This is a genomic window from Glutamicibacter sp. BW78 (assembly GCF_002332245.1).
GTDB classification, from domain to species: Bacteria; Actinomycetota; Actinomycetes; order Actinomycetales; family Micrococcaceae; genus Arthrobacter_H; species Arthrobacter_H rhombi_A.
Genome location: NZ_NRGU01000038.1, coordinates 337,347 through 362,363, shown reverse-complemented (window position 1 = coordinate 362,363; position 25,017 = coordinate 337,347). Strand labels below are relative to the sequence as shown.

Genomic DNA, 25,017 nt, shown 5'->3' with positions numbered 1-25,017 from the left:
AATGCACCGGCGGCATAGCCCACAAAAAAATATGTCAAGAACATATTGACACCACGTCAGTGTCAAGGAAATATTGACGCCATGCTTTCTTCTCCCTCCACCGACCGTCACCCACGGAAGACGAACCGGAGGATTCCCTGGGTCATCGCGGCAGCCACGATCGCCGTGTTGGTGGTCGCCGCACCGCGCGCCCTGCCCGCGGAGGCACCCGCCGGCGACCACGGGTTGGCCACCCGAATTACCGAAGGCCCCGGGGCACCTTCGGGAGACTTTGCTGCCGCCGTCATCCACGACGGCACGGTGGACTTCGCCGGGCGCGGGGCCGACGAGCACACGGCCTTCGAGGTCGGTTCGATCAGCAAGGTCTTCGGCGGGATGCTGCTGGCCGATGCCATTGACCGCGAAGAGGTCACCGCCAACACGACGCTGGGAGAGGTCTTCGGCTATCCCACCGACGGTTCCGGGGCCATCACCCTCCAACAACTCGCGACCCACACCTCCGGCCTGCCCCGCATGCCGAGATCGGTACCCTTTTTCGTCGGAGGCTTCCTTGCACAGTTCGCCAACACGAATTCCAGCGCCCAGTCCGTCGACGAAGTGATCAAGCTGGGACGCAACTCCCACCCGGATGAGGATCCCGGCTTCGCCTATTCGAACTTCGGAGCGGCCTTGCTGGGGCAGGCACTGGCCCAGGTCGCGGGAACCAGTTATCCCGAACTCGTCAAGGAGCGGATCACCGGTCCGCTGGGGATGGACCGCACCTGGGTTCAGCCGGTGGATGCCGGCACCAGCTCTGCCACGCAGGGCTCAGCACCACGGTTGCCAACGCCGATGGCCACCGGGCATCTGGCTTCCGGACATGTTGCCGCCACCTGGCCCATGGATGGGTTCGCACCGGCCGGCGGAATCCATTCCACGGCAGGGGACCTGGTGCTGTTGGCTCAAGCAGTACTCGATGGGACCGTCCCCGGCAGAACGAGCCTGGACCCGGTTGCTGACAACGCAACCGACGGGAAGGTGGGGCTGGCCTGGATGATCACTTCCGGAACCGGCCAATCATCGGATGACCACGAAGTCATCTGGCACAACGGGATGACCGGCGGCTTCGCCACCTACCTGGGTCTGCAACCAGACGCGGACCGCGCCGTCGTCGTACTCTCGGGCACGGCCCTCGGCGTGGACGAAGCAGGACTCGATCTCTTGAACGGAGGCAACCGATGAGCACCGTGATCAGCTACGCGGTTCCCTTCATCCTGCTGGCCTTGACGGCCCCCTGGTGCCTGCGAATGCTGCGCACGACGAACGCGGAACCGGCGCTGAACCGCATCACTCAGTTGACGGGCATGACGGCCCTCGCAGCTTTGGGAGCGGTGGTCCTCCGGGCCGGCATCGTCCCGTTGTGGTCCTGGTATCCCACCGCTGTGGCCGTGGGCGTGGGCGCCATTGCCCTCAGCGTCCGCTGGCCGGTCCTGGTCCGTAGCGGCGCCGCTGAACGGAGGATCCGCACCGTCGTGTCGCTCGTAATCAATGGCGCGCTTCTGGTAGTGGTGTCATATGGATTCCTCCGCTGACGACCCGGCCGAGACGACGGCTCGGGCTCGCCGTGCTGAGAAGCTGGCGGCCCGGCTCGCGGACCCTCTCGAAGCGGACGGGGCCGTGACCGCCCTCCGGCAGGCCGAGGAGTTGAAATACCTGGCCGGTGACCTCCTGACCGCCGCGGCATCCCGCGCCCATGATGCCGGTCTGAGCTGGCAGGACATCGGCAACCAGCTGGGCATCTCGCGGCAGGCCGCTTATCAGCGATTCGCTTCCGGTAGCTCGGCCGACGACGGACGACGGCGAGAAGACCGCGAGCTCGTCCAACAGATCAGGGAGCTTTTCGCGGCCATCGATTCTGGTGACATCGATCGGATCGGCACCGAATTCACCCCGCGCATGCTGGCCCAGGTCCCCCCATCCACCGTGAGGGCACTCTGGGCCGATGCCGTCGACTCCCTGGGTCCCTTCGACCGCCTGACTGCGGCCACGGTACGGCGCAATGGTTCCACGCGCTTCGTGCACTGTTCGCTGGTCTTTGCCGACGGCCTCCTCGAGGGGCGGGCGGCAGTGGACCGCTCCGGCAAGGTCGCCGGTCTGCTGATCACCGATCCGGGGTTCACGCCGCCGGCGGGCTGAACCTGGCCGGCAGCAACTGCCGCACCGTGGAACGACTAGACGTCGGTGAAGTCGACCGTGGAATTGATCAGGTCGGCAATGACCTCGGCGTCGTAGGCGCGCCGCAGGGATTCGCGGAAGGACGGCTTGACCAGGCTGCGGGCCAGGGTCGCCAAGACCTGCAGATGCAGTGAATAGCTTCCCGCGGGGGTCGCCAGCAGCAGGACGACCGTGGCCGGCCCGTCCACCGAACCGAAGTCCAAAGAGTGCCCGAAGGCCGTGATCCCCACGGCAATGGACACCTTGTCGGCGTGAACGGTCCGGGCATGGGGCATGCCGATCCCCCCGGGCAGGCCGGTAGCGAGTTGGTGTTCGCGGGAGTTGACCTCCCCCACGAACCCCTCCAAGTCAGCGATCCGACCGGCGTCGAACAGTTTGCCGGCCAGCAACCGGACGGCCTCCTGCCGATCGGCCGCCTCCATTTCGAGGACCACCAATTCAGGGGTCGTGAGTTCATCGTGCTGTTCAATCGCGGACGGGGACAATGTCTTCCACATTCAGTCGTGTTTCATCGGCGGACTCGTCGTCGGGTTGTTCCTGGCTGGCGCGTTCGGCAGCCACCCGGGCTTCATAGAACGCCACTTCGCGTTCGCATTGTGCCTGGCTCCAGCCCAGCAGCGGAGCCATGATTCCGGCGACGACCGGGGCAGCAGCCACTCCCCGGTCCCAGGACTCGATGGAGACCCTGGTCCGGCGCGTCAACACGTCTTCGACGTGCCGTGCCCCTTCATGGGTGGTCGCATAAACGACTTCCGCGGCCAGGTAGTCGTCGGCCCCGGGCAGCGGGCGGGCCAACTCAGGGTCTGAGGTGGCCAGGGCCAGCACATCACGGGCCAGCGAACCGTAACGGCCCAGCAGGTGTTCGATCCGGGAAACATGCAGTCCGGAGGTTCTGGCCAGACGATGCCGGCTGTTCCATGCCGCCTGGTAGCCCTCGGCCCCCAACAACGGAATCGTTTCGGTGCAGGAAACCGGGGCGTTCAGGTCCATTGAACGCACCGCCTCGTCGATCGCGTCGCGGGCCATGACCCGGTAGGTGGTGTATTTACCCCCGGCCACGACCACCAGCCCCGGGACCGGGTGGGTCACGACGTGTTCACGGGAGAGCTTGGCCGTGGAATCGGATTCTCCGGCCAGTAATGGGCGCAGCCCCGCATACACGCCTTCGACGTCCTCGCGGGTCAACGGACGCTTCAGCACCTTGTTCACATGGTCGAGGATGTAGTCGATGTCCTCGCTGGACGCCGCCGGGTGGGCCTTGTCCAAGGTCCAGGCGGTATCGGTGGTCCCGATGATCCAATGCCGCCCCCAGGGGATGACGAAGAGTACCGATTTTTCGGTGCGCAGGATCAATCCGACCGTCGATTGGAAGCGGTCGCGCGGGACCACCAGGTGCACGCCCTTCGAGGCCTTGACCCGCAGCTGTCCCCGATCGGTCACCAGATCCTGGGTTTCGTCGGTCCAGACGCCGGTGGCGTTGACAATCTGTTTGGCCCTGACAGTGAAATCTTCTCCGCTCTCCTGGTCCGCGAGCTGGGCACCGACCACACGTCCTGCCTCGCGGACGAAGTCCACGACCTTGACCCGGTTGGCCGCCACAGCGCCGTAATTTGCTGCCGTTCGGACCAGGTCCATGACCAGACGCGCGTCGTCGACCTGTGCATCGTAATAGCGGATCGAACCGACGAAGGCCTCGTCCTTGAGGCTCGGTGCGCTGCGTAGTGTCGCCTTCCGGCTCAGGTGCCGGTGGAAGGGCACCCCACGGCTATGCCCGGAGGCCAGCGACATCCCGTCGTAGAGGGCAATGCCCGCCCCGACGTAGGGACGTTCGATGAAGCGCTTGGTCAGCGGGTAGAGGAACGGGACGGGCCGGACCAGATGCGGGGCGATCCGGTCAATGAGGAGTCCCCGCTCCTGCAGGGCCTCGCGCACCAGCGCGAAGTCCAACATTTCCAGATAGCGCAGCCCACCGTGGATGAGCTTGGAAGAACGCGAAGAGGTCCCTGCGGCCCAGTCGCGGGCCTCGACGATGGCGACCTTCAACCCCCGGGTTGCTGCATCGAGGGCGGCTCCGGCACCGACGACTCCCCCACCGATGATCAGCAGGTCCAGTTCGGCTTCGGGGTCGGCACTGGTCGCCCGCATCGTCTCGAGTGAGGCGGCGCGGAAGGCCGGGTCAAGAACCCCCCGGGTTGATGTGGCGCCCGGTTCTCCGTGCTGCATCCGTGGTGTCATGCTACCCAGCTTCGTACGGGGAGACGACGACGTCAACGCGTTGGAATTCCTTCAGATCCGAATACCCGGTGGTTGCCATGGCCCGACGCAAGGCGCCAATCAGGTTCGAGGTGCCGTTGGTGTGGCGCGAGGGCCCGAGCAGGACTTCCTCGAGCGGCCCAACGGTTCCCACGCGAACCCTATCCCCGCGGGGGCTGTTGTCGTGGTGGGCTTCGACTCCCCAATGCCAGCCACGCCCCGGAGCCTCTTCGGCCCGGGCCAGCGCACTGCCGAGCATGACGGCGTCGGCGCCCATGGCAATGGCCTTGACGATATCGCCGCTGGTCCCCAGGCCGCCATCGGCGATGACATGGACGTAGCGTCCCCCGGATTCGTCCAGGTAGTCGCGGCGTGCGGCGGCCACATCGGAGATGGCGGTGGCCATCGGAGCATGGATGCCCAGGGCCCGGCGGGTCGTGGCGGTGGCCCCTCCCCCGAAACCGACCAGGACGCCGGCGGCACCGGTACGCATCAGGTGCAGGGCCGGGGTGTATCCGGCGGCGCCGCCGACGATGACCGGGACGTCGAGCTCGTAGATGAACTGTTTGAGGTTCAGCGGTTCTTGGTTCTGCGACACGTGTTCGGCCGAGACGGTGGTGCCGCGGATGACGAAGATGTCCACCCCGGCGTCGATCACCGTCCGGTAGTACTCCTGGGTCCGCTGCGGGGTCAGGGAGCCGGCCACCGTGACCCCGGCATCGCGGATTTCCGCCAGCCGCGAGGTGATCAGTTCGGCTTGGATCGGCGCCTGGTAGAGCTCCTGCAGCCGGGCCGTGACGGCAGGGTTGACGTGTTCGCCCAGGGTCCTATCGTCCTCGACCTTGGACTCGAGCGAGGCAATCTCCTCCAACACCGGTTCCGGATCCTCGTACCGGGTCCACAGCCCCTCGAGGTTCAGGACCCCGAGGCCGCCGAACCTGCCCAGGGAGATGGCCATGGCCGGGCTCATCACCGAGTCCATCGGGGCACCGATGATGGGGCTGCTGAACTGGTAGGCGTCGATCTGCCAGTTCACTGACACGTCCTGCGGATCACGGGTGCGGCGGGTGGGGACGACGGCGACGTCATCCAGTGAGTAGGCGCGCACGCCACGTTTTGCCCGGCCGATCTCAATCTCATAAGTCACCGGCCTAGCCTATCAGCGCCGCTCCCACCGGGTGGGGCTTCGTGACCTGGGGGCTCTGCCCCGAGAAGAAACGCCGGCCACCACGCAAAATCACCGATTCTCCCCAGACCGTCTGAACGCGCCATAATGGATCTGGCCGTTTGAACGGACTGCCCTTCCGTCACGGATCGGACTGGTTCCCCGGCGCTCCATAGCTCCGGGCCGCTGCCTCCACGACAGGTTCATTCCCGGCACCTCCCACAGCAGGAAAGCCACCCATGCAGCAGAATCTCTGCGGCCTCGATCCGGTCTCGGCCGGTGCGGCCGACCACCCGACGGCACCCGCCCCGGTGCACCAGCAGACACCGGTAGGACGGCACCCGAGTCCGGTGCGCCCATGAGCCGGGATCCCGTGCTGACCGATCAGCAACCAGCACCGGATGGTTCCGGGGCCGGGCCAGCCACGGGGTACTCCCCCGACCGCGAGCTCAAACGCGGATTGAGCAGCCGTCACCTGCAGATGATCGCCATCGGCGGTTCCATCGGCACCGGGCTGTTCGTCGCCTCGGGCGGTACGATCGCCCAGGCCGGCCCGGGAGGTGCGCTGGTCGCCTACGCAGCAGTCGGCCTGATGGTGTTCCTGCTGATGCAGTCGCTCGGGGAGATGTCGGCCAAGCTTCCGGTAGCCGGCTCTTTTCAAACCTTCGCCACCCGTTTCGTCTCGCCCTCATTCGGATTCGCCATCGGGTGGAACTACTGGTTCAACTGGGCGATCACCGTGGCAGCCGAGCTGGTTGCTGCAGGAATTGTGATGTCCTTCTGGCTGCCCGACGTTCCCGGCTGGGTCTGGGCCGGCCTCTTCCTGACAGTACTCACGGGTTTGAACGCCCTCTCGTCCCGGGCCTTTGGCGAAAGCGAATTTTGGCTGGCCCTGATCAAGGTCCTGGCCGTCGTGATCTTTTTGGTGGCCGGAGTCTTCATGATCCTCGGCATATTGGGACAGAACTCCCCCGGTCTGAGCCATTGGCAGAACCCCGGCGAAGTCTTCAACGGCGGCTGGGTGTCGATCATTTCCGTCTTCATGATCGCCGGGTTCTCCTTCCAGGGCACCGAACTGGTAGGGGTGGCTGCCGGCGAGGCGAAGAACCCACGGCGGGAGATCCCCCGGGCCATCCGCTCGGTCTTCTGGCGCATCATGCTCTTTTATATTGGAGCCATCTTCATCATCGGCTGCCTCATTCCCTTCACCGACCCGAGCCTCTTGGCCTCCGGGGAGGCCGATGTGGCCGCCTCCCCTTTCACCCTGGTCTTCGAAAGAGCGGGGATCGCTTTCGCTGCGGCCTTGATGAACGCCGTCATCCTCACCGCCATCCTCTCGGCCGGCAATTCGGGGCTCTATGCCTCGACCCGCATGCTCTACGCCCTGGCTCGAGACGGTCAGGCCCCGGCGATCTTCGGAAGGGTGAACACACGCGGCGTTCCCCTCCCGGCGCTGTTGGCCACCGCAGCCGTCGGCCTGTTCGGTTTCCTCAGCGCATTATTAGGTCAGGGCTCGGCTTACGCCTGGTTGGTGAATGTCTCGGGCCTTTCCGGCTTTCTGGTGTGGACGGGGATTGCCGTCTCCCACTACCGATTCCGCCGCGGCTTTCTGGCCCAGGGCCATGACGTCAGCGAACTGCCGTATCGGGCTGCCTTCTTCCCCATCGGTCCGCTATTGGCCTTCACGGTATTGCTGCTGGTGATTGCCGGACAAAACTATGAGGCCGTCGTTGCCGGACGAGGGCTGGAAGTCCTCTCCTCCTATATCGGCATCCCCCTCTTCTTGGGGCTCTGGATCATCCACCGTTGGGTCACCAAAAGCAGGGTCGTGCCCTGGGTGGACATGGATTTTTCGGCCCCATCGGAAGCCGAGATCGCCGCCGAGACCGAGTAGCCGACGGCGATTGGACAGATGATTCGTCCCGCGAGCCCTTCAGTTTCGCCAGAGGGCAACAGCCGAGGTAGCGCCTCTTCAGCGCCGGCATCAGTACCCCCAGTCGGATTCGAACCGACAACACAGAGATTTTAAGTCTCCCGCCTCTACCAATTGGGCTATGGGGGCCCATCCATAAATCCTACAAGAGTGCGCCGTCCCGCGATCACAACACGGCGCCGCGTCCTCCCGGGATTCCGGGTGGACGCGGCGCCATGGCTGCTACGGGTTTCGGCGGTACCGAAGACTACTTGGCTGCGGCCTTGGGCTTCGGGGTGGCTGCCTCCACGAACCCGCGGCGCGGGGTCTCCAGATCGGCGATCTGAGTGATGTCGCGCTTGAACAGCAGGTTGGCGAACCAGTCGCCGGCCACGCGGAACTTGCGCTCGAACGTCGGCATGGCCATGCCGTGGTACCCACGGTGGGCAACCCAGGCCGGCAGGCCCTTGAGCTGCACGCCGAGGACCTTGGCCACGCCCTTGCCGGTACCGAATCCGGCGACGGCGCCCAAGTTCTTGTGCTCGTACTCGCCCACCTGGCCGACTCCGTAACGGGTGGCGTAGATGTTCGAGGCCAGCAGCTTGGCCTGGCGGACGGCGTGCTGCGCGTTGGGTACGCAGGTTCCGTCGGGCAGGCCACCGGTGACGTCCGGAACGGCGGCGACATCGCCGGCGGCCCAGGCGCCCTCAATGGGTCCGTCGTCGCCGGTGATGCGCAGGTCGGTTCCGACGCGCACGCGGCCACGCGGTTCGATCGGGAAATCGGTGGAGTGGACCATCGGGTTGGCCTGCACACCGGCAGTCCAGACCAAGGTGTCGGTCTCGAAGGTCTCGCCGGGGGTCTTCTCCGGCATGTTCGTCAGTTCAAGCTTGCCGTTTTCGGCCTTGCCCAGCGACGTGTTCAGCAGGACCTCGATGCCGCGTGAGCGCATGTGCTCCACGACCCAGACGGCCTGCTCTTCGGTGACCTCGGGCATGATGCGGCCCATGGCTTCGACCATGACAAAGCGGATCTCGTCCTGCTCAACACGGCTGGTCTTGGCCACTGCGGCGCGTACCAGGTCTTCGAGTTCGGTGATGGTCTCGATGCCGGCGAAGCCGCCACCGACGACCACGAAGGTCAGGGCACGACGCCGGGCTGCCGGATCGCTCATCATCGATGCGGTCTCAACCCGCTCGAGGACCTTATTGCGCAGGGCAACGGCCTCTTCGATGGACTTGAGTCCGATGCCCTCGTCGGCGAGGCCGGGGATCGGGAAGGTCTTGGTGATGGAGCCGGCGGCCATGACGACGTCGGTGTAGCCCAGTTCGAAGGGCTCCCCGTCGGTCGGGACGACGACTGCCTTGCGGTTGGCGTGATCCACGGCGCTCACTCGTCCGGTGATCAGTTCCGCGTTATCCAGGTGGGTGCGGTGCGAGACGGTCACGTGGCGGGGTTCGATTTTGCCACCGGCGACCTCGGGAAGGAAGGGCTGGTAGGTCATGTAGGGCAGCGGATCAACGACCGTGACGACGCCGCCGTGGGCCTTGACCTTATTCTGCAGCTTCATTGCGACGTACAAGCCGACGTATCCACCGCCAACGACGAGGATACGTGGGCGATCGGAAAGTTCAGGAGTGTTTGCCATAGGCCCATCCTAACGCGAACATCGGCTATGTGAAAGTCTTCACTAACGACTTTCCGGAAGATCGTCGAAGGGGTCCCGGTCGGCTTCCGAAGCGGTCCATTCGGCGTCCGCCACGGTACCTGCTTCCGCTGCCAACGTGGCCCGGTTCCGGCGCCGGGTGTTGACCACGTGCGCTCCCCCGCCCACGATGATGATCAGTGTCAGCGCGCCGAAACCGATGACCAATACTGCCGGCAGTGCGCCGGCAGGATCTTCCGGGGCGATGGCCTGGGGGGCGGCCACCGGCGGAACGGAGGATTCCTGTTGGGGTTTGGCCTTGGGCTTGGAGGGGGTGGGACGGACGACTTGGCCCCGCCGATGCACATGGATCCATTCGGCGATCGTCCCCAGGGGGTTCTTATCCACCGAGGGAACATCGGTAGTCAGCGCCGCCTCGGCATCCAATAATCCGTAGCCGTACAGGTTGTCCACGCCTGGTTTCCCGGCGTCCTCCGCCGTGGCTAAAATCCGTTGGATGACATCGTGGGCCTTCATATCCGGGTACTTCGAGCGGATGAGTGCGGCGACACCGGAAACCAACGGGGCCGCGCCCGAGGTTCCTGACCAGTCGGCGTAACCACCATCGGGCAGCCCACCCACCAGCGGGTCCGCGGGGGCGGCAACGCCGATGCTGATTCCTTGCGTCGAGGAATCCCAACTGGCCTTGCCCTTCTTATCGACACCGGCCACGGTCAACACTCCGGGGATGGTCGCCGGGGCCCCGACTTGTTCCATTCCCCCGGCACGGTTCCCGGCGGCGGCGACGATGACGACGTCGTGCTCCTCGGCGTACTTGAAGGCCTCATCCCAGCTGGTGGGCCAACTCGGCGTCGTGGATCCCAGCGACATATTGATCACGTCGGCCCCCTGGTCGACGGCCCATTTCACCGCATGCGGGACTTGTTCGCTGATGGGTACCCCGCCGGGGTTTTCCGAACCCAACCACAGGGAACCGGAGAGCAGTTCGGCCTTGGGAGCGACCCCGATGACGCCGTCCGGCCCGGGGCCGGATTTGGGGATTTTTACCGGATCAGGTTTCTTGGGCGGGTCTTCGTCGTCCTTCTTCGCGTCCTTGACGGCACGCTTCCAGGCAATGGTCTGCTTTTCGTCTTCCGCTGTGGCCTTGGCGATGGCCTCTTCATTGTTCCCGTGTCCGGCCAGCAGGGTTCCCACGAGCGTTCCGTGCTCGGGCAAGGCGCCCAGGGGCTTGGTTCCGTCCTTGTTCCCTGCCTGTGAGAAGTCACTGCCACCGACGACGGTTCCGCTCAGGTCGGGGTGCGAGTCGGCGATGCCGGTGTCAATGACCGCAACGGTGACTCCTTCCCCCTTGGAGACCTTCCACGCCTGCTTGATGCCATAGTCCTTGAGCCAATATTCGCTGTCACGGATTTGGTCTGCCTGAGCGGCGGGGGCCGCCACCAGCAGGGTTGCCGCGGCTAACAGGGTCGCCAAAAGGCCGGCGGTGGCACGGAGTGGACGGGGCCTCACGGGCGGTTCCTTCCAAGGTCGGGGACGACGGCGAGAGGACAGCTTATTGGCGTGCCAACCCGAGGGCGATGCCGTCCAGAATATCGTGTTCGCTGGCGACCGCCGTGCGCACCCGGTTTCCGGTCAGCTCGGCCATCCTCAACAGAATGGTCCGATAGATCAGTGCCCCGGCGGCGATCACGTCGACGCGGCCCGGGTGCATGTAGGGAAGTTGTTCCCGGCGGCGGCGTGAGAAACCCAGGAATTCGCTGGCTGCTGCCTCGATGACACCGATGGGCAGTTCGGAACCGTCGATCTTCTCGGGCTGGTAGCTGTGGAGATCCAGCACATGGGCGGTCACGGTGGTGATGGTCCCTGCCACGCCGACCACCCGGTCCACCTCGTGTAGCGGAACCGTCTGAAGAACCGTGTCGATCTGCCGGTTGGCTTCTGCTTCCGCTGCTGCGATTTGTTCGGCCGTCGGCGGGTCGTCGGTGAGGAAGCGTTCGGCGTAGCGCACGCACCCCATATCCATGCTGATTGCTGCCCGCACGCCGTCGCTGGTACCCACCACGAATTCCGTGGATCCTCCGCCCAGATCAACGACCAGGACATTCTCCGTATCCGCTGGAGGCCTCACGGACACTGCACCAGCGAAGCTCAAAGCTGCTTCCTCCGAGCCCTCGATCACCTCCGGGGTGACCCCCAAGCGGGTGCGGACTCCTTCCATGAATTCGTTGCGGTTGCCGGCGTCGCGGGTAGCCGAGGTGGCGACGAACCTGACGTGTTGGGCCCCATGCTTGCCGATGAGCGCGGCGTATTCATCCACGGCGGTGAAGGTGCGCTCCAGGGCCTCGGGCACGAAGTTTCCGGTGGCGTCGACCCCTTGGCCCAAACGCACAATACGCATCTGGCGGGACACGTCGAGCAGTCGGGTCTGCCCTTCCTCGTCCTCGATGACGTCGGCGATGAGCAACCGGATGGAATTCGTCCCGCAATCGATGGCGGCAACCCTCATGCTTGGTCTCCTGTGTCGTGTCCTTCGGGCTGCTGCCCGGTCGTTTCGGCGTGTTCGCGCGCCTGCCTGGCTGCACTGCGCCGGGCCTTCTTCACGGCAGGATCCTCGGCCTGTGTTTTGACGTGGCGGCTGCGGTCTTGTGCGGGCACTGGTGCCTCGGTATCCCACGCGCCGTGGCAATGGCAGCGCTCAGCGGTCCACCATTCGGCAATACCGGCGATGGCTTCGTCTCCCAACGGGTTGACCCCGGCGCCGGCTGAGAGCGAATGCCCCACCAACACGTGCAGGCATTTCACCCGGGTCGGCATCCCGCCGGCGGAGACCCCGTCGATTTCCGGGACCGCACCGATTCCGGTACGTTGCCCGATGGCATCACGGGCTGCGAGGTAGTCGTGGTGGGCCGCCGTGTAGGTGGCGGCCAGGGCTTCATCCTGTCCCAGCCGTTCGGTCATCGTCGCCATCAGCCCGGCGGCCTCGAGCCGGGAAACGGCCGAGGTGATGACGGGGTGGGTGAGGTAGAACGTTGTCGGGAAGGGGATGCCCGAGGCCAGCCGCGGGGCGGTGGTGGCCACCAGTGGGTTGCCGCAGAGGCAACGCGCCCCGATCTCCACCACATCGCGGGCCGGGCGGCCGAGCTGACGGCTCAGCGTGTCCAGGTCCTCAGGGGTGGGGACCCGCTGTTCGGCGTCCAGCGCTTCATGGCGCGGTGCTGTGGCGGGATGCTCCACGTGTTCTCCTTCGGGAAATGATCAGTCGGTGGCCGAGCGTACAACGGTGTCCCAGAGGGAGTCGACCCATGGCAGGTCGGTCCGGACATCGCCCACGCTTTGTGGGCCGGCTGCGGATTCCTCACCGGTTGCTCCGACCACCATGTACTTCTTCTCGCCGGGCATCACCAGGTTGATCCGGTTACGGGCCTGTGCCTTGACGTAGGCCGGGTCGTCCCAACGGGAGATCTGTGTGACGAGCTCGTCCTGTTCCTGCTGCTTCTGGGCGATCGACGCCTGAACTTCGGCGACCTCGGCCCGCTGGTCCATATAGGTTCCCACACTGGGCAGCAGCAGGACCGTGACCACGGCCAAGATGACCGCCAGGGTCAGCAGGCGCCCGGAGAAGGCCCGGGCCGGGACCGGCGCGCCACCTTCCGCGGGAGTCTGTGCGGCCTCGGGCTTGCGGTGTCCACTGCCGGAGCGGATCGCCCCGGAAAGTTCTGCACGTTCGCGCAGTCGCTTCTCCCGGGGGCCGCCCTGCCGGGGCCCGGGACGTTTACCGGGCTGATTCGGTTTTTTGGTGGGCGGTGTGCCTGGCTGCTTCTTCGCCGTGGAGGTACGGGCCGCCGGTTTGCCTGCCGCCGGTTTCTTGGCAGCTGGTTGACTGGCCGGTTTCTTGGCAGCTGGTTTCTTGGTGGCCGGTTTACCTGCCGCCGATGCGCTGGCCGCTTCGGGACGCGAAGAGGCGGCCCGGGGCGCCTCCTCGTGCGCCGGGGCCGCACCCATCGGGACGACTTTCTGCCGGTTGACCGCTGTCGGTGTGCGGGGGGCCGCCGGGGTGTTCGCGGCAGGGGCTGCCGCGTTTTCGCCCTCGTTGGCTGCTGTAGCACCGTGCCCCTGATCGGCAGGCCGGACCCGAGGCATGTTGGGACGTCGGGTTGCCATGGGTCTCCTACCGGTCTGTTCGGTGGTCTCTGGGGTGGGCTGGGCACACGTTTCAAAGGCGTGAGGGGAACCACCGGTGTCCGGCGGCTCCCCTCAGCACTTTACGCGTTGCGGTGCGACGTTAGGCGGTGAAACGCGGGAAGGTCGCCTTTCCTGCGTAGAACGCGGCGTCGCCGAGCTCTTCCTCGATCCGCAGCAACTGGTTGTACTTCGCGACACGCTCGGAGCGGGCCGGGGCACCGGTCTTGATCTGGCCGGCATTGGTGGCGACGGCGATATCGGCGATCGTCGTGTCCTCGGTTTCGCCGGAGCGGTGCGAGGTGACGGTGGTGTAACCGGCCCGCTGGGCCAGCGACACGGCATCCAGGGTCTCGGTCAGTGAGCCGATCTGGTTCACCTTGACCAGCAGCGAGTTCGCCGTGGCCGAATCGATGCCCTTCTGCAGGCGCTCGGGGTTGGTGACGAAGAGGTCGTCGCCGACGATCTGGACCTTCGAACCGATGGCGTCGGTGAGGGTCTTCCACCCGTCCCAGTCGTCTTCGTCCAGCGGGTCCTCGAGGGAAACCAGCGGGAAGTCCTCGACGAGCTGGGCGTAGTAGTCGCTCATCTCGGCGGCGGTGCGTGAGCCACCTTCGAACTGGTAGGTCCCGTTCTCGAAGAACTCGGAGGAGGCGACGTCCAGGGCCAGGGCGATGTCCTCGCCGGGGATCAGACCGGCCTTCTTGATGGCTTCGATGATCAGTTCCAGGGCAGCACGGTTGCTTTCCAGGTTCGGCGCAAAACCGCCCTCGTCCCCCAGCCCGGTGGCCAGCCCGCGTTCCTGCAGGACCGACTTCAGCGCGTGGTAGACCTCGACGCCCCAGCGCAGTGCCTCGGAGAAGGTGGAGGCGCCCACGGGGACGACCATGAACTCCTGGATGTCGACGTCGGAGTCTGCGTGTGAACCCCCGTTGAGGATGTTCATCAGCGGTACCGGTAGAACGTGGGCGTTGGGGCCACCCAGGTAGCGGTAGAGCGGCAGGTTGGAGGACTCGGCAGCGGCGGAGGCCACGGCCAGCGAGACACCCAGGATGGCGTTGGCGCCCAGGGTCGACTTATTGGCGGTGCCGTCCAGGTCGATCATGATCTGGTCGATGGCCCGCTGGTCGGTGGCGTCCTGGCCGATGAGGGCCGGCTGGATCGTGTCGATGACCGCGTCAACGGCCTTGGAGACGCCCTTGCCCAGGTAGCGGGACTTATCACCGTCGCGCAGCTCAACGGCTTCGAAGGCTCCGGTGGAAGCGCCGGAGGGCACTGCCGCGCGGCCCAATGAGCCATCGGAGAGCAGGACTTCGGCTTCTACGGTCGGGTTGCCACGCGAATCGAGGATCTCGCGAGCGTGGATGGCATCGATCAAGGCCATGGAAGGTACTCCTTCGTGGGTGGGTTTGGGGGCCGTACACAGCATTGGATACGCGGGCACGTTGCCTCGCCTCCCAGCCTAGCCTGTGCCGGCTGTGGAGGAGGAAGTTGGTTGCGCATGAGTCATGTAACGTGCGACGGCGGTGCGCAGCGAGCGTTCCGCGTCCAGCCCACGCTCATGCGCGTCGGCGACGATCCCCAGCAGCAGGTCACCCAGCTCGTCTTCGGTGTCCACCACCACGGATTCCGGGGCCTTCGGGGTGTCCGGCGCCGGGGTGGCGCCGGCCCAACGGCGGGCCCGGCCGATCGTCTTATCCGCCAAGGCGAGGGCCGGAAGATGACGCGGGAGCGAGGAGAACGGGTCGGTGCGGGAGGGGTCCTCGGCGCGTTTGGCAGCATCCCAGGACCCGATGATCTCCTGGATGCTCTCGGGGTAGCTCCCGCGGAGGCTGCCATCCGGGTGGAAGACGTGCGTGTTGCGGCGGATCATCTTTTCACTCAGGTGGGCGGCGATATCTGAAAAATCGAAGGCCCCGCGTTCGGCGGCGATTTCGGCGTGCAGAACCAGTTGCAGAAGCACGTCGGCCAGTTCCCCGCGCAGTTCGTCATCATCCTGGCCGGTTTCGATGGCCTCGAGCAGTTCATAGGACTCCTCGACGAGGTATTCCACCAGCGAGGCGTGGGTCAGTTCGGCGGTCCAGCGGCAGTGCCGGCGGAGGTCCGCAATGATGCCCAACAGGCGTTGCGGCTCCCCCGCCGAACCCAGGCTCCCCCCGGGTCGGGCCTCACTCATCCTCGGCTCACACCTGGTCATCGTCCTGGTCATCGCCGTCGCCGGTCAGCCCGGCATATTCGGCGTTGATGTATTCGACCAGGGCTTCGCGTTCCTCCAACGGCAGGAAGGCAGCCTCGGCGGCGTTGAGCGTGAGCTCGAGCAGGTCATCGAGGTCGTAGTCGAAGGCTTCGACCAGCAACTCGAATTCGCTCGAGAGGCTCGTATCCGACATCAGGCGGTTGTCCGGGCTGATGGTGACGGTGAAGCCCGTCTGGTAGAGCAGGTCGATGGGATGGGATTCGATGCCCTCACCGAAGCCCGTGGTGGCCCCGGTCTGCAGGTTCGAGGACGGGCAGATCTCCAGCGGAATACCCCGATCGCGCACCCAATTGGCGACCGGCCCCAGGGTGACCAGCCCGGTGTCTTCCTCGACCTCCGAGCCATCATCGTCGGTGCCTCCGAACTGGATGTCGATGTCCTCGGCGATGCGCACACCGTGGCCCAGCCGCTCGGCCCTCCCCGTCAGGAGGGCGTCGACGATCGAGTCCACTCCCGCTGCTTCGCCAGCGTGGACGGTGGTGGGGAAGAAGTTCTTGGCCAGCAGGTCGAAGGCCTCGGTCATCCGGGAGGGCGGGAAACCGTCCTCGGCGCCGGCGATGTCGAAGCCGACGGCACCGTTACCACGGTGACGCAACGCCAATTCGGCGATTTCCACGCCGCGGTCGGCATGGCGCATCGCGGTAATGAGCTGCCCGACCTGGATGGGCCTTCCACTCTCGGCCACGGCTTCGACCCCTTCGTCCAGGCCTTGCTGGACGGCTTGGACGGCCTCGTCCAGACTCAGTCCACCGGCGAGATGTTGTTCGGGTGCCCAGCGCACTTCGCCGTAGACGACGCCGTCGTCGGCGAGGTCCTCCACGAATTCGCGGGCAACCCGGATCAGGTTCTCGTGGGTCTGCATCACCGCGACGGTATGTTCGAAGGTTTCCAGATAGCGGGGCAGCGAACCGGAGTTCGCCGATTGCCGGAACCATTCGCCGAGGGCCACCGCATCGGTGGACGGCAGTTCATGGTGTGCCGCTGCGGCAAGTTCAATGATGGTGGACGGTCGCAGGCCACCATCGAGGTGGTCGTGCAGCGAGACCTTCGGCAGGCTGCGGAAGTCGAATTCGGGGTCATAGGCGGTATGGATCAGCTCTTCACTCACGCACCCCAGCGTACTGGGCGTGCCGACGCAACGGAACCATTCCCGCTCGAGGATGGGCTCCCCTCGTTGCCCGAGGCTCAGCGCCTCCGGTCCGCGGGCACTTCAAGCAGTTGGGGGGTTGGCTGCGCGTCCGGGGACTGCGGGTCGATTCCCAGTCGACGACGCAGAACATTGAGAACCCGGTCCACGATGAAGCCGAACACCATGGCGATCGAGATCGACAGTCCGATGCCCAGCAGCGGGTTGTCTTTCATCCAGTGGCCGCCCACCGCGCCGATGGTGGTGGAATAGGCGCTCCAGGTCAGGCAGCCCAGGGTGTCGAGCAGTGTGAAGCGGCGGAGGGAGAACCGGGTGGCCCCCGCGGTGAAGTTCACTGCCACGCGTCCGATGGGAATATAACGGGCCGTGAAGATCAGCAGGGCGCCACGTCGTTCGAGTTCGCGGCGGGCCACGGCAAAAGTCTTGCGCGCCCGCCGTCGGCGCATCCAGCGGAAACGATCCAGGCCGATGCGCCGCCCGAACCGGTAGGCGAAGTGGTCCCCGGCAATGGCCCCGGCGGCCCCCACGAGTCCGAGCAGGAGCAGCGGCGGTGCGCCGGAGGCCACGGCCACGCTCGCCAGGGCCACAATCAACGATTCGCTGGGCACCACGGGCAGCAAACCGTCGATCAGGCAGAACAGGAACAGCAACGGCAGGATCCACCACGCCGTCGAAGCGTAGAGGATCACTTCGTTGATGACATCCATGAAGCAGGTTCCCTCAGCTGGAATGAGTCAATCGTCGAGTGGACGACGACGGCCACGGGCGGACTGGGCCGGGCGATGCTTCCAGTCTGGTCCATGAACACCGGGCTTGCCGTCCCTCCCAGGGATGATTCAGGGTTCAATCCGGGTCATCCCTGAGGCCAGCGGGGCCGCTACTGGGCGATCCGATCCAGGATCAGGCGTTGGCCGCTTCTGCTCCCTTCAGCGCTGATCGTGGCTGCCGATTCCAGCGCCTCCAGCGCCCTGCCGAACTTCTCGGGGGTGTCGGTCAATAAGGTCATGAGCGGTTGACCGCGGCGAACCACGTCCCCGGGTTTGGCGTGCAAACGCACCCCTGCCCCGGCTTGAACCTCATCCTCCCGGCGGGCCCGCCCGGCGCCCAACCGCCAGGCGGCAATACCCACGCTGAGGGCATCGAGTTCGGTCAGCACCCCATCGGCCTGGGCGTACACGGTCTCCGATTCGCGGGCGACCGGCAGCGCGGCTGCGGGGTCACCTCCCTGGGCGGAGATCATCAGCCGCCAGACGTCCATGGCCCGACCATCGGCCAGGGCGGCAGCAGGGTCGGCGTCGTGCACTCCGGCGCCGGCAAGCATTTCCTCGGCCAGTTTCACGGTCAGGTCCACCACATCTGCCGGTCCGCCCCCGGCGAGAACGTCCACGGATTCTTGGACCTCGATCGCGTTGCCGGCGGTGAGCCCCAACGGGGTGGCCATATTGGTCAGCAGGGCCACCGTTTTCACTCCGGCGTCGGTGCCCAACCCCACCATGGTCCGCGCCAGTTCGCGGGCATCGTCCTCGTCCTTCATGAACGCCCCGGAGCCGACTTTGACGTCCAGGACCAGTGTCCCGGTCCCTTCAGCGATTTTCTTGGACATGATCGAGGAGGCGATCAGGGGGATGGCTTCGACCGTTCCGGTCACGTCACGCAGGGCGTAGAGTTTTTTATCCGCAGGGGCCAAGCCGGTTCCTGCCGCACAGATGACCGCCCCGCAGCCGGCAAGCTGGTCCATCATCGCCTCGTTGGATAGCGAGGCCTGCCATCCGGGGATGGACTCGAGCTTATCCAGGGTGCCACCTGTATGTCCGAGGCCACGGCCGGACAGCTGGGGTACGGCTACCCCGAAAACGGCCACCAGCGGGGCCAGCGGCAGGGTGATCTTGTCCCCCACCCCACCGGTGGAGTGTTTATCCGCCGTCGGCTTGGCCACCCCCGACGGGCTGCGCAGTGTCGAGAAGTCCATGCGTTCACCCGAGTTGATCATGGCCGTCGTCCAGCGGGAAATTTCTGCCCGGTCCATCCCATTGAGCAGAATCGCCATGTTCAGGGCGGCCATCTGCTCCTCGGCAATGACCCCGCGGGTATAGGCGTCGATGGTCCAGTCGATCTGTTCGGGACTCAGCGTCCCCCGATCGCGTTTGATGCCGATGATGTCGACGGCGTCGAATTTCTCGGTGCTCATGCTGGGCCTTTCGTCGGTTCCCGGCCGGGCGGCCGGGGCTAGTGCAGGAGGGTTTCGGGTCCGAACGCGTCAGGCAGGACCTGTTCCATGGTGGCGATGCCACGCACGGTCATCAGTTCCATATCGGGTCCACGGTGTTCGTGCAGCAGTTGGCGGCAGCGCCCGCAGGGCATGAGGATGTTGCCGTTCCTATCGACGCAGTAGAACGCTCGTAGCCGGCCGCCCCCGCCCATATGGAGTTGTCCGATCATGGTGCATTCGGCGCAGAGGACCACCCCGTAGGCGGCGTTCTCGACATTGCAACCGCTGATGATCCGTCCGTCCTCGGTCAGGGCTGCCGCCCCGACCGGGAACTTCGAATAGGGGGCATAGGCGTGTTCCATCGCCGCGGTCGCCGCGGCCCGCAGGCTCTCCCAACCGGCGGCATCCAGCGGCGTCGTCGTTTCCTCGGCCACGCGCCTACTCCTTCACGTATGGGACGCCGTTGGAGGCCGGAGGCCGTGATTTCCCGGCCAGCCCGGCGACGGCGAAGATCGTCACGATATAGGGCAGCATCTGCATGAACTGGTTGGGCACCGGGGTGCCCAGGATGCTCAGCACGAAGGAGAGGTTCAGCGAGAAGCCGAACAGCAGGGAAGCGAAGAAGGCGCCAATGGGGTTCCAGCGTCCGAAGATCATGGCTGCCAGGGCGATGAAGCCTTGTCCTGCGGTCATTTCCTTGCTGAAGGACGAGGAGGTCACCAGGGTGAAGAAGGCACCTCCGACACCGGCGACCACGCCGGCCAGGGCCACATTGGAGAAGCGGATGGCGTTGACCCGGATGCCCACCGTATCGGCGGCCTTCGGGTGCTCGCCCACGGCCCGTACGCGCAGACCCCAGCGGGTCTTGAACAGACCGAACCAGACCAGGAAGACGGCGACGTACATGCCGTAGCCCAGGATCGTCTGGTTGAAGAAGATCGGGCCGAAGACGGGAATGTCCGCCAGGCCGGGGATCCTGATGTTGTGGAACGACGGCGGGGAGTTGAACAGCGCCGAGTTCTCCTTCATGACCGTGGAGAACAGGAAACTGGTCAGCCCCGCGACCAGGACGTTGAGCACGACGCCGACGATGACCTGGTTGACCAGGTACTTGATGCTGAAGACCGCCAGCACCATCGAGACGATCACGCTGGCCACCACGGCGGCCAGGACGCCGGCGATCAGGGACTGGGTGATGGAACCGACGATGGCAGCACCGAAGGCGCCGGCCAGCAGCTGACCTTCGATGGCAATGTTGATCACGCCCGAACGTTCACACAGCACCCCCGAGAGCGAACCGAAGATCAGTGGGATGGCGAGAGTGAACGATCCGGCGATCAGACCGGAGAAGTAGACGTTGGGGTTGTTCGCACTGCCGATGACCCAGACCAGGAAAGCGATGACCCAGACCGAGGCGAAGACCGGGACGATCCAACGGGGCAGGGCCTCGGCGCGGGCGGTGGACCTGAAGGCATATCCGGCTAGCAACAGCAGGACGACGGCGGCGGCCCACCCCACGAGGGTGGTGCCTAGTTGCACGTCGGGAACCTGGATTGCGTCGGCCTTGGCGGAGATCCGGAAGCGGGCGGTGGCATGTGGGCTGCCGATGGCGAACCCGACCAGCGCCAGCAGGGCCAGGACGGCCAGGGTGACCGGTGCGCCCCAGTTGCGGATCGCCGGGGCCATGGCCGCCACGCGGGACGGGGGTGTGGTGGTTGCGGTGCTCACGCTGCTCCTCCGGCCTGGGCGGCGGATGCCGCCTGGGTGGACTTCTTTTTCTTGCCGGCGGTGATCCCGAAGATCGTGCGCACCAGCGGCGGAGCGGCGATGAACAGCACGATGAAGGACTGCACCACCAGCACGATGTCGATGGGGATGCCGGTATTGGCTTGCATGCCGACGCCACCGGCCCGCAGGGCGCCGAAGAGGAGCCCGGCAAAGAAGGTGCCGATCGGTTTGGAACGCCCCAGCAGGGCGACCGTGATGGCGTCGAAGCCGAAGCTGGCGGCAATATCACCCGATAAGGAGTGTTCGGTGCCGGAGATCTGTGCTGTGCCTGCCAGTCCCGCGAGGGCACCGGCGATGACCATCACCAGGGTGTAGGCCCGTGGGACGTTGATGCCCGCGGTGCGTGCGGCCAGGGGGTTGGCGCCGACGGCTCGTAGTTCGAATCCGGAGGTCGAACGGTTCAGCAGCCACCAGACGAATCCGACGGCCAGCAGGGCCACCACGAATCCGTAGTGCAGCCGGAACCCCGAACCAAAGATCAGCGGGTACGTCGCCGAATCGTGGACTGCGGGGCTGATGGGGTTATTGGATCCGGGGCGCTGGAAGGCGGTGGTGGTCAGCACATAGAGCAGCAGGTACAGAGCGATGTAGTTGAGCATGATCGTCACGATCACCTCGTGCGCGCCCCGTCTGGCCTTCAGGATCCCGGCGATGCCGCCCCAGATGGCGCCACCGATGACTCCGGCGACGACGGCCAGCAGCAGGTGGATACCGGCCGGCAGCTCCAAGGTGAAACCGACCCAGCCGGCCAGCATGGCGCCGACGATGATCTGTCCCTGACCACCGATGTTGAAGAGGCCGACCCGGAAGGCCAAGGCCACGCCGAGTCCCGCCAGGATCAATGGTGTGGAGACGGTCAACGTTTCGGTCAGCGGATAGATCGCATTGGCGAAGCCGTCGGCCTGCGTGTTGAAAACCGAGCTGCGGAACAGTGCGCCGTAGGCCTCGGAGACCGACGCCCAGACGGCGGTCAGCATGTCGAGGGGGCGGGCGAAGAAGTAGCTCGCCGCTTCGGTGACCCGCTCGTCGGTCGCGGCGATCAAGATGGCACCGACGATCAGTGACAGGACGATCGCCAGCACCGATACCAGACCGCTGCCCTGGGTGATGCGTTGCAGCAACGTGGCACCGGGCTCCGGTGGGCCGGCCTCGGCCAGCTGGGCGGGAGTGTTTCCTGCGGCGGCCCCTCCGGGAACGGATCCGCCACCCTCTGGTGATGCGGGGGGACCTCCTGCTGCGGGGTCCTGGGGTGTCAGGTCGGCGGGATCATTCATTCCCGGACTCCTCTTCGTGGTTCGGGGTCCGGGCGCTGCCCGGGGTCGTCGCGCCGGCGTCGTCGGCTGAGGCGCCGGCCATCATCAGGCCCAGCACGTCGCGCGGGGTATCCCCCGGGACGATGCCCACCAGCCGTCCCTTATAGAGGACGGCAATTCTGTCGGCGAGCTCGGCAACTTCGTCGAGTTCGGTGGAAATGATCATGACCGGTGTTCCGCCATCGCGTTCGGCGACGATCCGTCGGTGCAGGAATTCGATGGAACCCACATCGACGCCGCGGGTGGGTTGCGAGGCGATGAATAGTTTCAGGGGCCGGGAGAGTTCCCGGGCCATGACGACCTTCTGTTGGTTGCCTCCGGAGAGTGTTCCGGCGTTGGACTGCCCGCCCTGGGTACGGATGTCGTACTCTTCGATCTTCTCGTCGGCGTTGCGGTTGATCACCGTGGGGAGCATGTTGAGTCCGCGGGCGAAGGGAGGCCTGTCGTACTGGTTGAGTACGAGGTTCTCCGCGACCGTGAAGGAGGAGACCAGTCCGTCGGTGCTGCGGTCCTCGGGGACGAATCCGACACCCGAGTTGATGATGGACTTCACCGTACGGCCCAGCAGGTTTTCCCCCTGCAACATGATCTTTCCCGTGGCGTGGTCTTCCAGCCCCATGATCGCCTCGGCCAATTCGGTCTGGCCGTTGCCTTGGACACCGGCGACCGCGAGGATCTCGCCTTCGGAGATCTCGAAGCTGACGTCGTCGAGCATGACCTGCCCACTGGGGGCAAGAACCGTCAGGTTCTGCACACTGAACGTGGGTTTGCCCGGCTTTGCCGGTTCCTTATCGGTAGCCAGGTTCACGGCGCGCCCGACCATCAGTGAGGCCAATTCGGTCGCCGGGGCGCTGGGATCTGCGTTGCCCACGACCTTGCCGCGGCGGATGACGGTGATGACGTCGGAAATCGCTTTGACCTCACGCAATTTATGCGAAATGAAGACGATCGAGGTTCCGGTATCGCGCAGTTGCCTGATGATGTTCAGCAACTCGTCGGTTTCCTGGGGGGTGAGCACCGCGGTGGGTTCGTCAAGGATCAGGATCTTGGCGTCACGGACGAGCGCCTTGATGATTTCCACCCGTTGTTGGACACCGACCGGTAGGTCCTCGATGACGGCGTCGGGGTCCACATGGAAACCGAACTGGTCGGAGATCTCCCGGATCTTCCGACGAGTGGCGTCCAGATCGAGGATACCCGCAGCGCGGGTGTTTTCGTCACCGAGCGCCACGTTCTCGGCCACGGTGAAGACGGGGACGAGCATGAAGTGTTGGTGGACCATCCCGATGCCTGCCTTCATGGCATCGCCCGGGCCGCTGAAGCTGACGGGCTGGTCATCGATGAGCACCTGGCCGGACGTTGCCTCGTACAGGCCGAAGAGGACATTCATCAGGGTGGACTTGCCCGCGCCGTTCTCCCCGAGCAGCGAGTGGACCTGCCCGTCCTCGACGACGACATCGATGTTGTCGTTGGCCGTGAATGAACCGAATTTCTTCGTGATTCCGCGAAGTTCCAATTTCACGTGCTGTACCGTGTTCCCTTCTCATCCGGCGCCGGGGCCATGGTGTGGCCATGGGACCCGTGCGCCGTCGACCCTAGCGTAGCCGCGAACGTGTGGTGGTGAGCGAGCACGCGCCGCCCGAGAACGGGGTGACCCCGAACTACGGACGGCGCGTGCCGTTCTTGGCGGTCCCTGCCGATCCTCTGGATGGCTCGGGACAGCCCGTGGGTTATTCCTTCGGGCTGGAAGGCGACTTGACCTTGATGTCACCCGAAACGATATCTGCCTTGATCTCGTCCAACTGCGACTTCATGTCATCGGAGACGTCGGCGTCGAAGTCGTGGAACGGCGCCAGACCGACACCCTTGTTTTCCAGCGTCCCGACATACGGGGCGTTGTCGAACTTCTCGTCGAGATCCTCGGTCACCACGTTCTCCACTGCCTCGCCCATCAGCTTCATGACCGAGGTGAGTACGAATTCCTTGCCCGAGGGAAGGGTCTTGTAGCCGTCGGAGTCGACCCAGACGACCTTGACATCCTTACCGTTGGAGTTGGCTTCCTTGACGGCGTCGATGGTGCCCAGTCCCACCGGGCCGGCGACGGGCATGACGATATCAGCGCCTTCGTTGATGAAGTTCGTCGTGGTGGTCTTGCCCTTGCCCTGGTTCTCGAAGTCTCCGGTGAACGTGCCGTTCTGCTTATCGGAGTTCCAGCCCAGAACCTTGACCTTCTTGTCGTTCTTCTCGTTGAAGTACTTCACGCCTTCATCGAAGCCGTCCATGAAGATCGAGACGGTGGGCAGGTTGATGCCGCCGTAGGTGGCGACCTTGCCCGTCTCCGTTGTCCCGGCGGCGAGGTAACCGGCCAGGAAGGCAGCCTGAGCCGTGTCATAGATGATCGGCTTGACGTTATCGGCCTTGATCGAATCATCATCGATGATCGCGAAGTGGGAGTCCGGGTTGGCTTCGGCCATCTTCTTCGTGGCGTCCGCCAGCAGGAAGCCGACGGTGACGGTGAGATTGCAGCCGCCCTTGACCATCGAGCTGAGGTTGGGCTCGAAGTCGGTGGCCGCCTGCGACTCGGCCTTCTTGGTCTTGATGCCCAAATCCTTCTTGGCCTTCATGAGCCCCTCGTAGGAGGACTGGTTGAACGACCGGTCATCGAAGCCACCGGAGTCGGAAACAATGCAGCCGGTGTAGTCGGCGGCGCCGGGGTGGCTCGAAGCGTTCGAGTCATCGCCACCGGAATCCGGTGCCGCCCCGCAGGCGGTCAGAACGAGGGCGGAAACGCCCAGGACGGCGGCAAGCTGGCCGGTAGAGCGCTTCAGGGTGCGCGGTGACTTCTTCAAGGTTCCTCCAGTGACGAGTGATGCTTCGGGGCCACCCCATAACAGAACAGGCCAGGTGACCTACC

The 25,017-nt window shown here is 65.3% G+C and carries 22 protein-coding genes and 1 tRNA gene; 4 read left to right on the top strand and 19 right to left on the bottom strand.

Annotated elements, in window-relative coordinates; translation table 11 throughout:
• Positions 1–81: 81 nt before the first annotated feature.
• The 3 genes from CIK75_RS11965 to CIK75_RS11955 are packed head-to-tail and all read left to right on the top strand — an operon-like array spanning position 82 to position 2,175.
• Positions 82–1,221 carry a serine hydrolase domain-containing protein gene (locus CIK75_RS11965; RefSeq protein ID WP_096224352.1) on the top strand — a complete coding sequence of 380 codons (1,140 nt, stop codon included), beginning with the start codon at positions 82–84 and terminating at the stop codon, positions 1,219–1,221.
• Positions 1,218–1,571 carry a hypothetical protein gene (locus CIK75_RS11960; RefSeq protein WP_096224351.1) on the top strand — a complete coding sequence of 118 codons (354 nt, stop codon included), beginning with the start codon at positions 1,218–1,220 and terminating at the stop codon, positions 1,569–1,571. The genes CIK75_RS11965 and CIK75_RS11960 overlap by 4 nt, the downstream gene beginning before the upstream one ends.
• A complete protein-coding gene (locus CIK75_RS11955; protein WP_086999478.1) occupies positions 1,555–2,175 on the top strand; it encodes a hypothetical protein in 621 nt (206 codons plus the stop codon). Before CIK75_RS11960 ends, CIK75_RS11955 begins: the two co-directional genes overlap by 17 nt.
• Positions 2,176–2,210: 35 nt before the next feature.
• On the opposite strand, the gene CIK75_RS11950 is transcribed toward CIK75_RS11955, so the two are convergent.
• From CIK75_RS11950 to CIK75_RS11940, 3 genes are read right to left on the bottom strand one after another with little or no spacing between them, the layout of a single operon-like run.
• Positions 2,211–2,711: a PTS sugar transporter subunit IIA gene (locus tag CIK75_RS11950; protein WP_086999476.1), complete on the bottom strand. Its 501-nt coding sequence runs from the start codon at positions 2,709–2,711 to the stop codon at positions 2,211–2,213.
• The gene (locus CIK75_RS11945; RefSeq protein WP_087000019.1) at positions 2,680–4,437 is read right to left on the bottom strand and encodes a glycerol-3-phosphate dehydrogenase/oxidase; all 1,758 of its coding nucleotides are present in this window, start codon (positions 4,435–4,437) and stop codon (positions 2,680–2,682) included. Before CIK75_RS11945 ends, CIK75_RS11950 begins: the two co-directional genes overlap by 32 nt.
• A gap of 13 nt (positions 4,438–4,450) precedes the next feature.
• Entirely contained in the window at positions 4,451–5,614 is a 1,164-nt protein-coding gene (locus CIK75_RS11940; RefSeq protein WP_086999474.1) for a GuaB3 family IMP dehydrogenase-related protein, read from the bottom strand.
• A gap of 376 nt (positions 5,615–5,990) precedes the next feature.
• On the opposite strand from CIK75_RS11940, the gene CIK75_RS11935 reads away from it, so the two are divergent.
• Entirely contained in the window at positions 5,991–7,526 is a 1,536-nt protein-coding gene (locus CIK75_RS11935; protein WP_096224350.1) for an amino acid permease, read from the top strand.
• Between the two features lie 94 nt (positions 7,527–7,620).
• On the opposite strand, the gene CIK75_RS11930 is transcribed toward CIK75_RS11935, so the two are convergent.
• The 16 genes from CIK75_RS11930 to CIK75_RS11855 form a co-directional block, all read right to left on the bottom strand.
• A tRNA-Leu gene (locus CIK75_RS11930) sits at positions 7,621–7,694 on the bottom strand.
• Between the two features lie 118 nt (positions 7,695–7,812).
• On the bottom strand, positions 7,813–9,192 hold the full coding sequence (locus CIK75_RS11925) for an FAD-dependent oxidoreductase (protein ID WP_086999473.1): 1,380 nt from the start codon (positions 9,190–9,192) through the stop codon (positions 7,813–7,815).
• Between the two features lie 42 nt (positions 9,193–9,234).
• Entirely contained in the window at positions 9,235–10,719 is a 1,485-nt protein-coding gene (locus CIK75_RS11920; protein WP_241895423.1) for a S8 family serine peptidase, read from the bottom strand.
• A 43-nt stretch (positions 10,720–10,762) separates the two neighbouring features.
• A complete protein-coding gene (locus CIK75_RS11915; protein WP_086999471.1) occupies positions 10,763–11,716 on the bottom strand; it encodes a Ppx/GppA phosphatase family protein in 954 nt (317 codons plus the stop codon).
• Complete coding sequence (locus CIK75_RS11910) at positions 11,713–12,408, bottom strand: DUF501 domain-containing protein (RefSeq protein ID WP_087000013.1); 696 nt, start codon at positions 12,406–12,408, stop codon at positions 11,713–11,715. The genes CIK75_RS11915 and CIK75_RS11910 overlap by 4 nt, the downstream gene beginning before the upstream one ends.
• Before the next feature lie 57 nt (positions 12,409–12,465).
• The gene (locus CIK75_RS11905) at positions 12,466–13,371 is read right to left on the bottom strand and encodes a septum formation initiator family protein (RefSeq protein WP_241895422.1); all 906 of its coding nucleotides are present in this window, start codon (positions 13,369–13,371) and stop codon (positions 12,466–12,468) included.
• 121 nt (positions 13,372–13,492) lie between these two features.
• Positions 13,493–14,773, bottom strand: a complete 1,281-nt coding sequence (gene eno, locus CIK75_RS11900) for a phosphopyruvate hydratase (RefSeq protein WP_086999469.1) — start codon at positions 14,771–14,773, stop codon at positions 13,493–13,495.
• Between the two features lie 78 nt (positions 14,774–14,851).
• Complete coding sequence (locus CIK75_RS11895) at positions 14,852–15,565, bottom strand: MazG nucleotide pyrophosphohydrolase domain-containing protein (RefSeq protein ID WP_086999467.1); 714 nt, start codon at positions 15,563–15,565, stop codon at positions 14,852–14,854.
• A gap of 7 nt (positions 15,566–15,572) precedes the next feature.
• On the bottom strand, positions 15,573–16,754 hold the full coding sequence (locus CIK75_RS11890; RefSeq protein WP_086999465.1) for an adenosine deaminase: 1,182 nt from the start codon (positions 16,752–16,754) through the stop codon (positions 15,573–15,575).
• 77 nt (positions 16,755–16,831) lie between these two features.
• Positions 16,832–17,500, bottom strand: coding sequence for a VTT domain-containing protein (locus CIK75_RS11885; protein WP_086999463.1), 669 nt, complete (start codon positions 17,498–17,500; stop codon positions 16,832–16,834).
• 170 nt (positions 17,501–17,670) lie between these two features.
• Entirely contained in the window at positions 17,671–18,981 is a 1,311-nt protein-coding gene (locus tag CIK75_RS11880; protein ID WP_086999460.1) for a thymidine phosphorylase, read from the bottom strand.
• 38 nt (positions 18,982–19,019) lie between these two features.
• Entirely contained in the window at positions 19,020–19,412 is a 393-nt protein-coding gene (locus CIK75_RS11875; RefSeq protein ID WP_256382359.1) for a cytidine deaminase, read from the bottom strand.
• 28 nt (positions 19,413–19,440) lie between these two features.
• Positions 19,441–20,688, bottom strand: coding sequence for an ABC transporter permease (locus tag CIK75_RS11870; protein ID WP_087000009.1), 1,248 nt, complete (start codon positions 20,686–20,688; stop codon positions 19,441–19,443).
• A gap of 38 nt (positions 20,689–20,726) precedes the next feature.
• Positions 20,727–22,064 (bottom strand): ABC transporter permease, encoded by a 1,338-nt coding sequence (locus tag CIK75_RS11865; protein ID WP_086999456.1) that lies wholly within the window; start codon positions 22,062–22,064, stop codon positions 20,727–20,729.
• Positions 22,057–23,625, bottom strand: coding sequence for an ABC transporter ATP-binding protein (locus CIK75_RS11860; RefSeq protein ID WP_086999454.1), 1,569 nt, complete (start codon positions 23,623–23,625; stop codon positions 22,057–22,059). The genes CIK75_RS11865 and CIK75_RS11860 overlap by 8 nt, the downstream gene beginning before the upstream one ends.
• 208 nt (positions 23,626–23,833) lie before the next feature.
• Positions 23,834–24,952, bottom strand: a complete 1,119-nt coding sequence (locus CIK75_RS11855; protein WP_241895421.1) for a BMP family ABC transporter substrate-binding protein — start codon at positions 24,950–24,952, stop codon at positions 23,834–23,836.
• Positions 24,953–25,017 lie beyond the last annotated feature (65 nt).

Excerpts from the sequence above, each read along its gene's own strand:
- CIK75_RS11965 (WP_096224352.1), top strand. The coding sequence starts at position 82 with ATGCTTTCTTCTCCCTCCACCGACCGTCACCCACGGAAGACGAACCGG.
- CIK75_RS11960 (WP_096224351.1), top strand. The coding sequence starts at position 1,218 with ATGAGCACCGTGATCAGCTACGCGGTTCCCTTCATCCTGCTGGCCTTG.
- CIK75_RS11955 (WP_086999478.1), top strand. The coding sequence starts at position 1,555 with ATGGATTCCTCCGCTGACGACCCGGCCGAGACGACGGCTCGGGCTCGC.
- CIK75_RS11950 (WP_086999476.1), bottom strand. The coding sequence starts at position 2,711 with ATGTGGAAGACATTGTCCCCGTCCGCGATTGAACAGCACGATGAACTC.
- CIK75_RS11945 (WP_087000019.1), bottom strand. The coding sequence starts at position 4,437 with ATGCAGCACGGAGAACCGGGCGCCACATCAACCCGGGGGGTTCTTGAC.
- CIK75_RS11935 (WP_096224350.1), top strand. The coding sequence starts at position 5,991 with ATGAGCCGGGATCCCGTGCTGACCGATCAGCAACCAGCACCGGATGGT.
- CIK75_RS11925 (WP_086999473.1), bottom strand. The coding sequence starts at position 9,192 with ATGGCAAACACTCCTGAACTTTCCGATCGCCCACGTATCCTCGTCGTT.
- CIK75_RS11915 (WP_086999471.1), bottom strand. The coding sequence starts at position 11,716 with ATGAGGGTTGCCGCCATCGATTGCGGGACGAATTCCATCCGGTTGCTC.
- CIK75_RS11905 (WP_241895422.1), bottom strand. The coding sequence starts at position 13,371 with ATGGCAACCCGACGTCCCAACATGCCTCGGGTCCGGCCTGCCGATCAG.
- eno (WP_086999469.1), bottom strand. The coding sequence starts at position 14,773 with ATGGCCTTGATCGATGCCATCCACGCTCGCGAGATCCTCGATTCGCGT.
- CIK75_RS11895 (WP_086999467.1), bottom strand. The coding sequence starts at position 15,565 with ATGAGTGAGGCCCGACCCGGGGGGAGCCTGGGTTCGGCGGGGGAGCCG.
- CIK75_RS11885 (WP_086999463.1), bottom strand. The coding sequence starts at position 17,500 with ATGGATGTCATCAACGAAGTGATCCTCTACGCTTCGACGGCGTGGTGG.
- CIK75_RS11880 (WP_086999460.1), bottom strand. The coding sequence starts at position 18,981 with ATGAGCACCGAGAAATTCGACGCCGTCGACATCATCGGCATCAAACGC.
- CIK75_RS11870 (WP_087000009.1), bottom strand. The coding sequence starts at position 20,688 with ATGGCCCCGGCGATCCGCAACTGGGGCGCACCGGTCACCCTGGCCGTC.
- CIK75_RS11865 (WP_086999456.1), bottom strand. The coding sequence starts at position 22,064 with ATGAATGATCCCGCCGACCTGACACCCCAGGACCCCGCAGCAGGAGGT.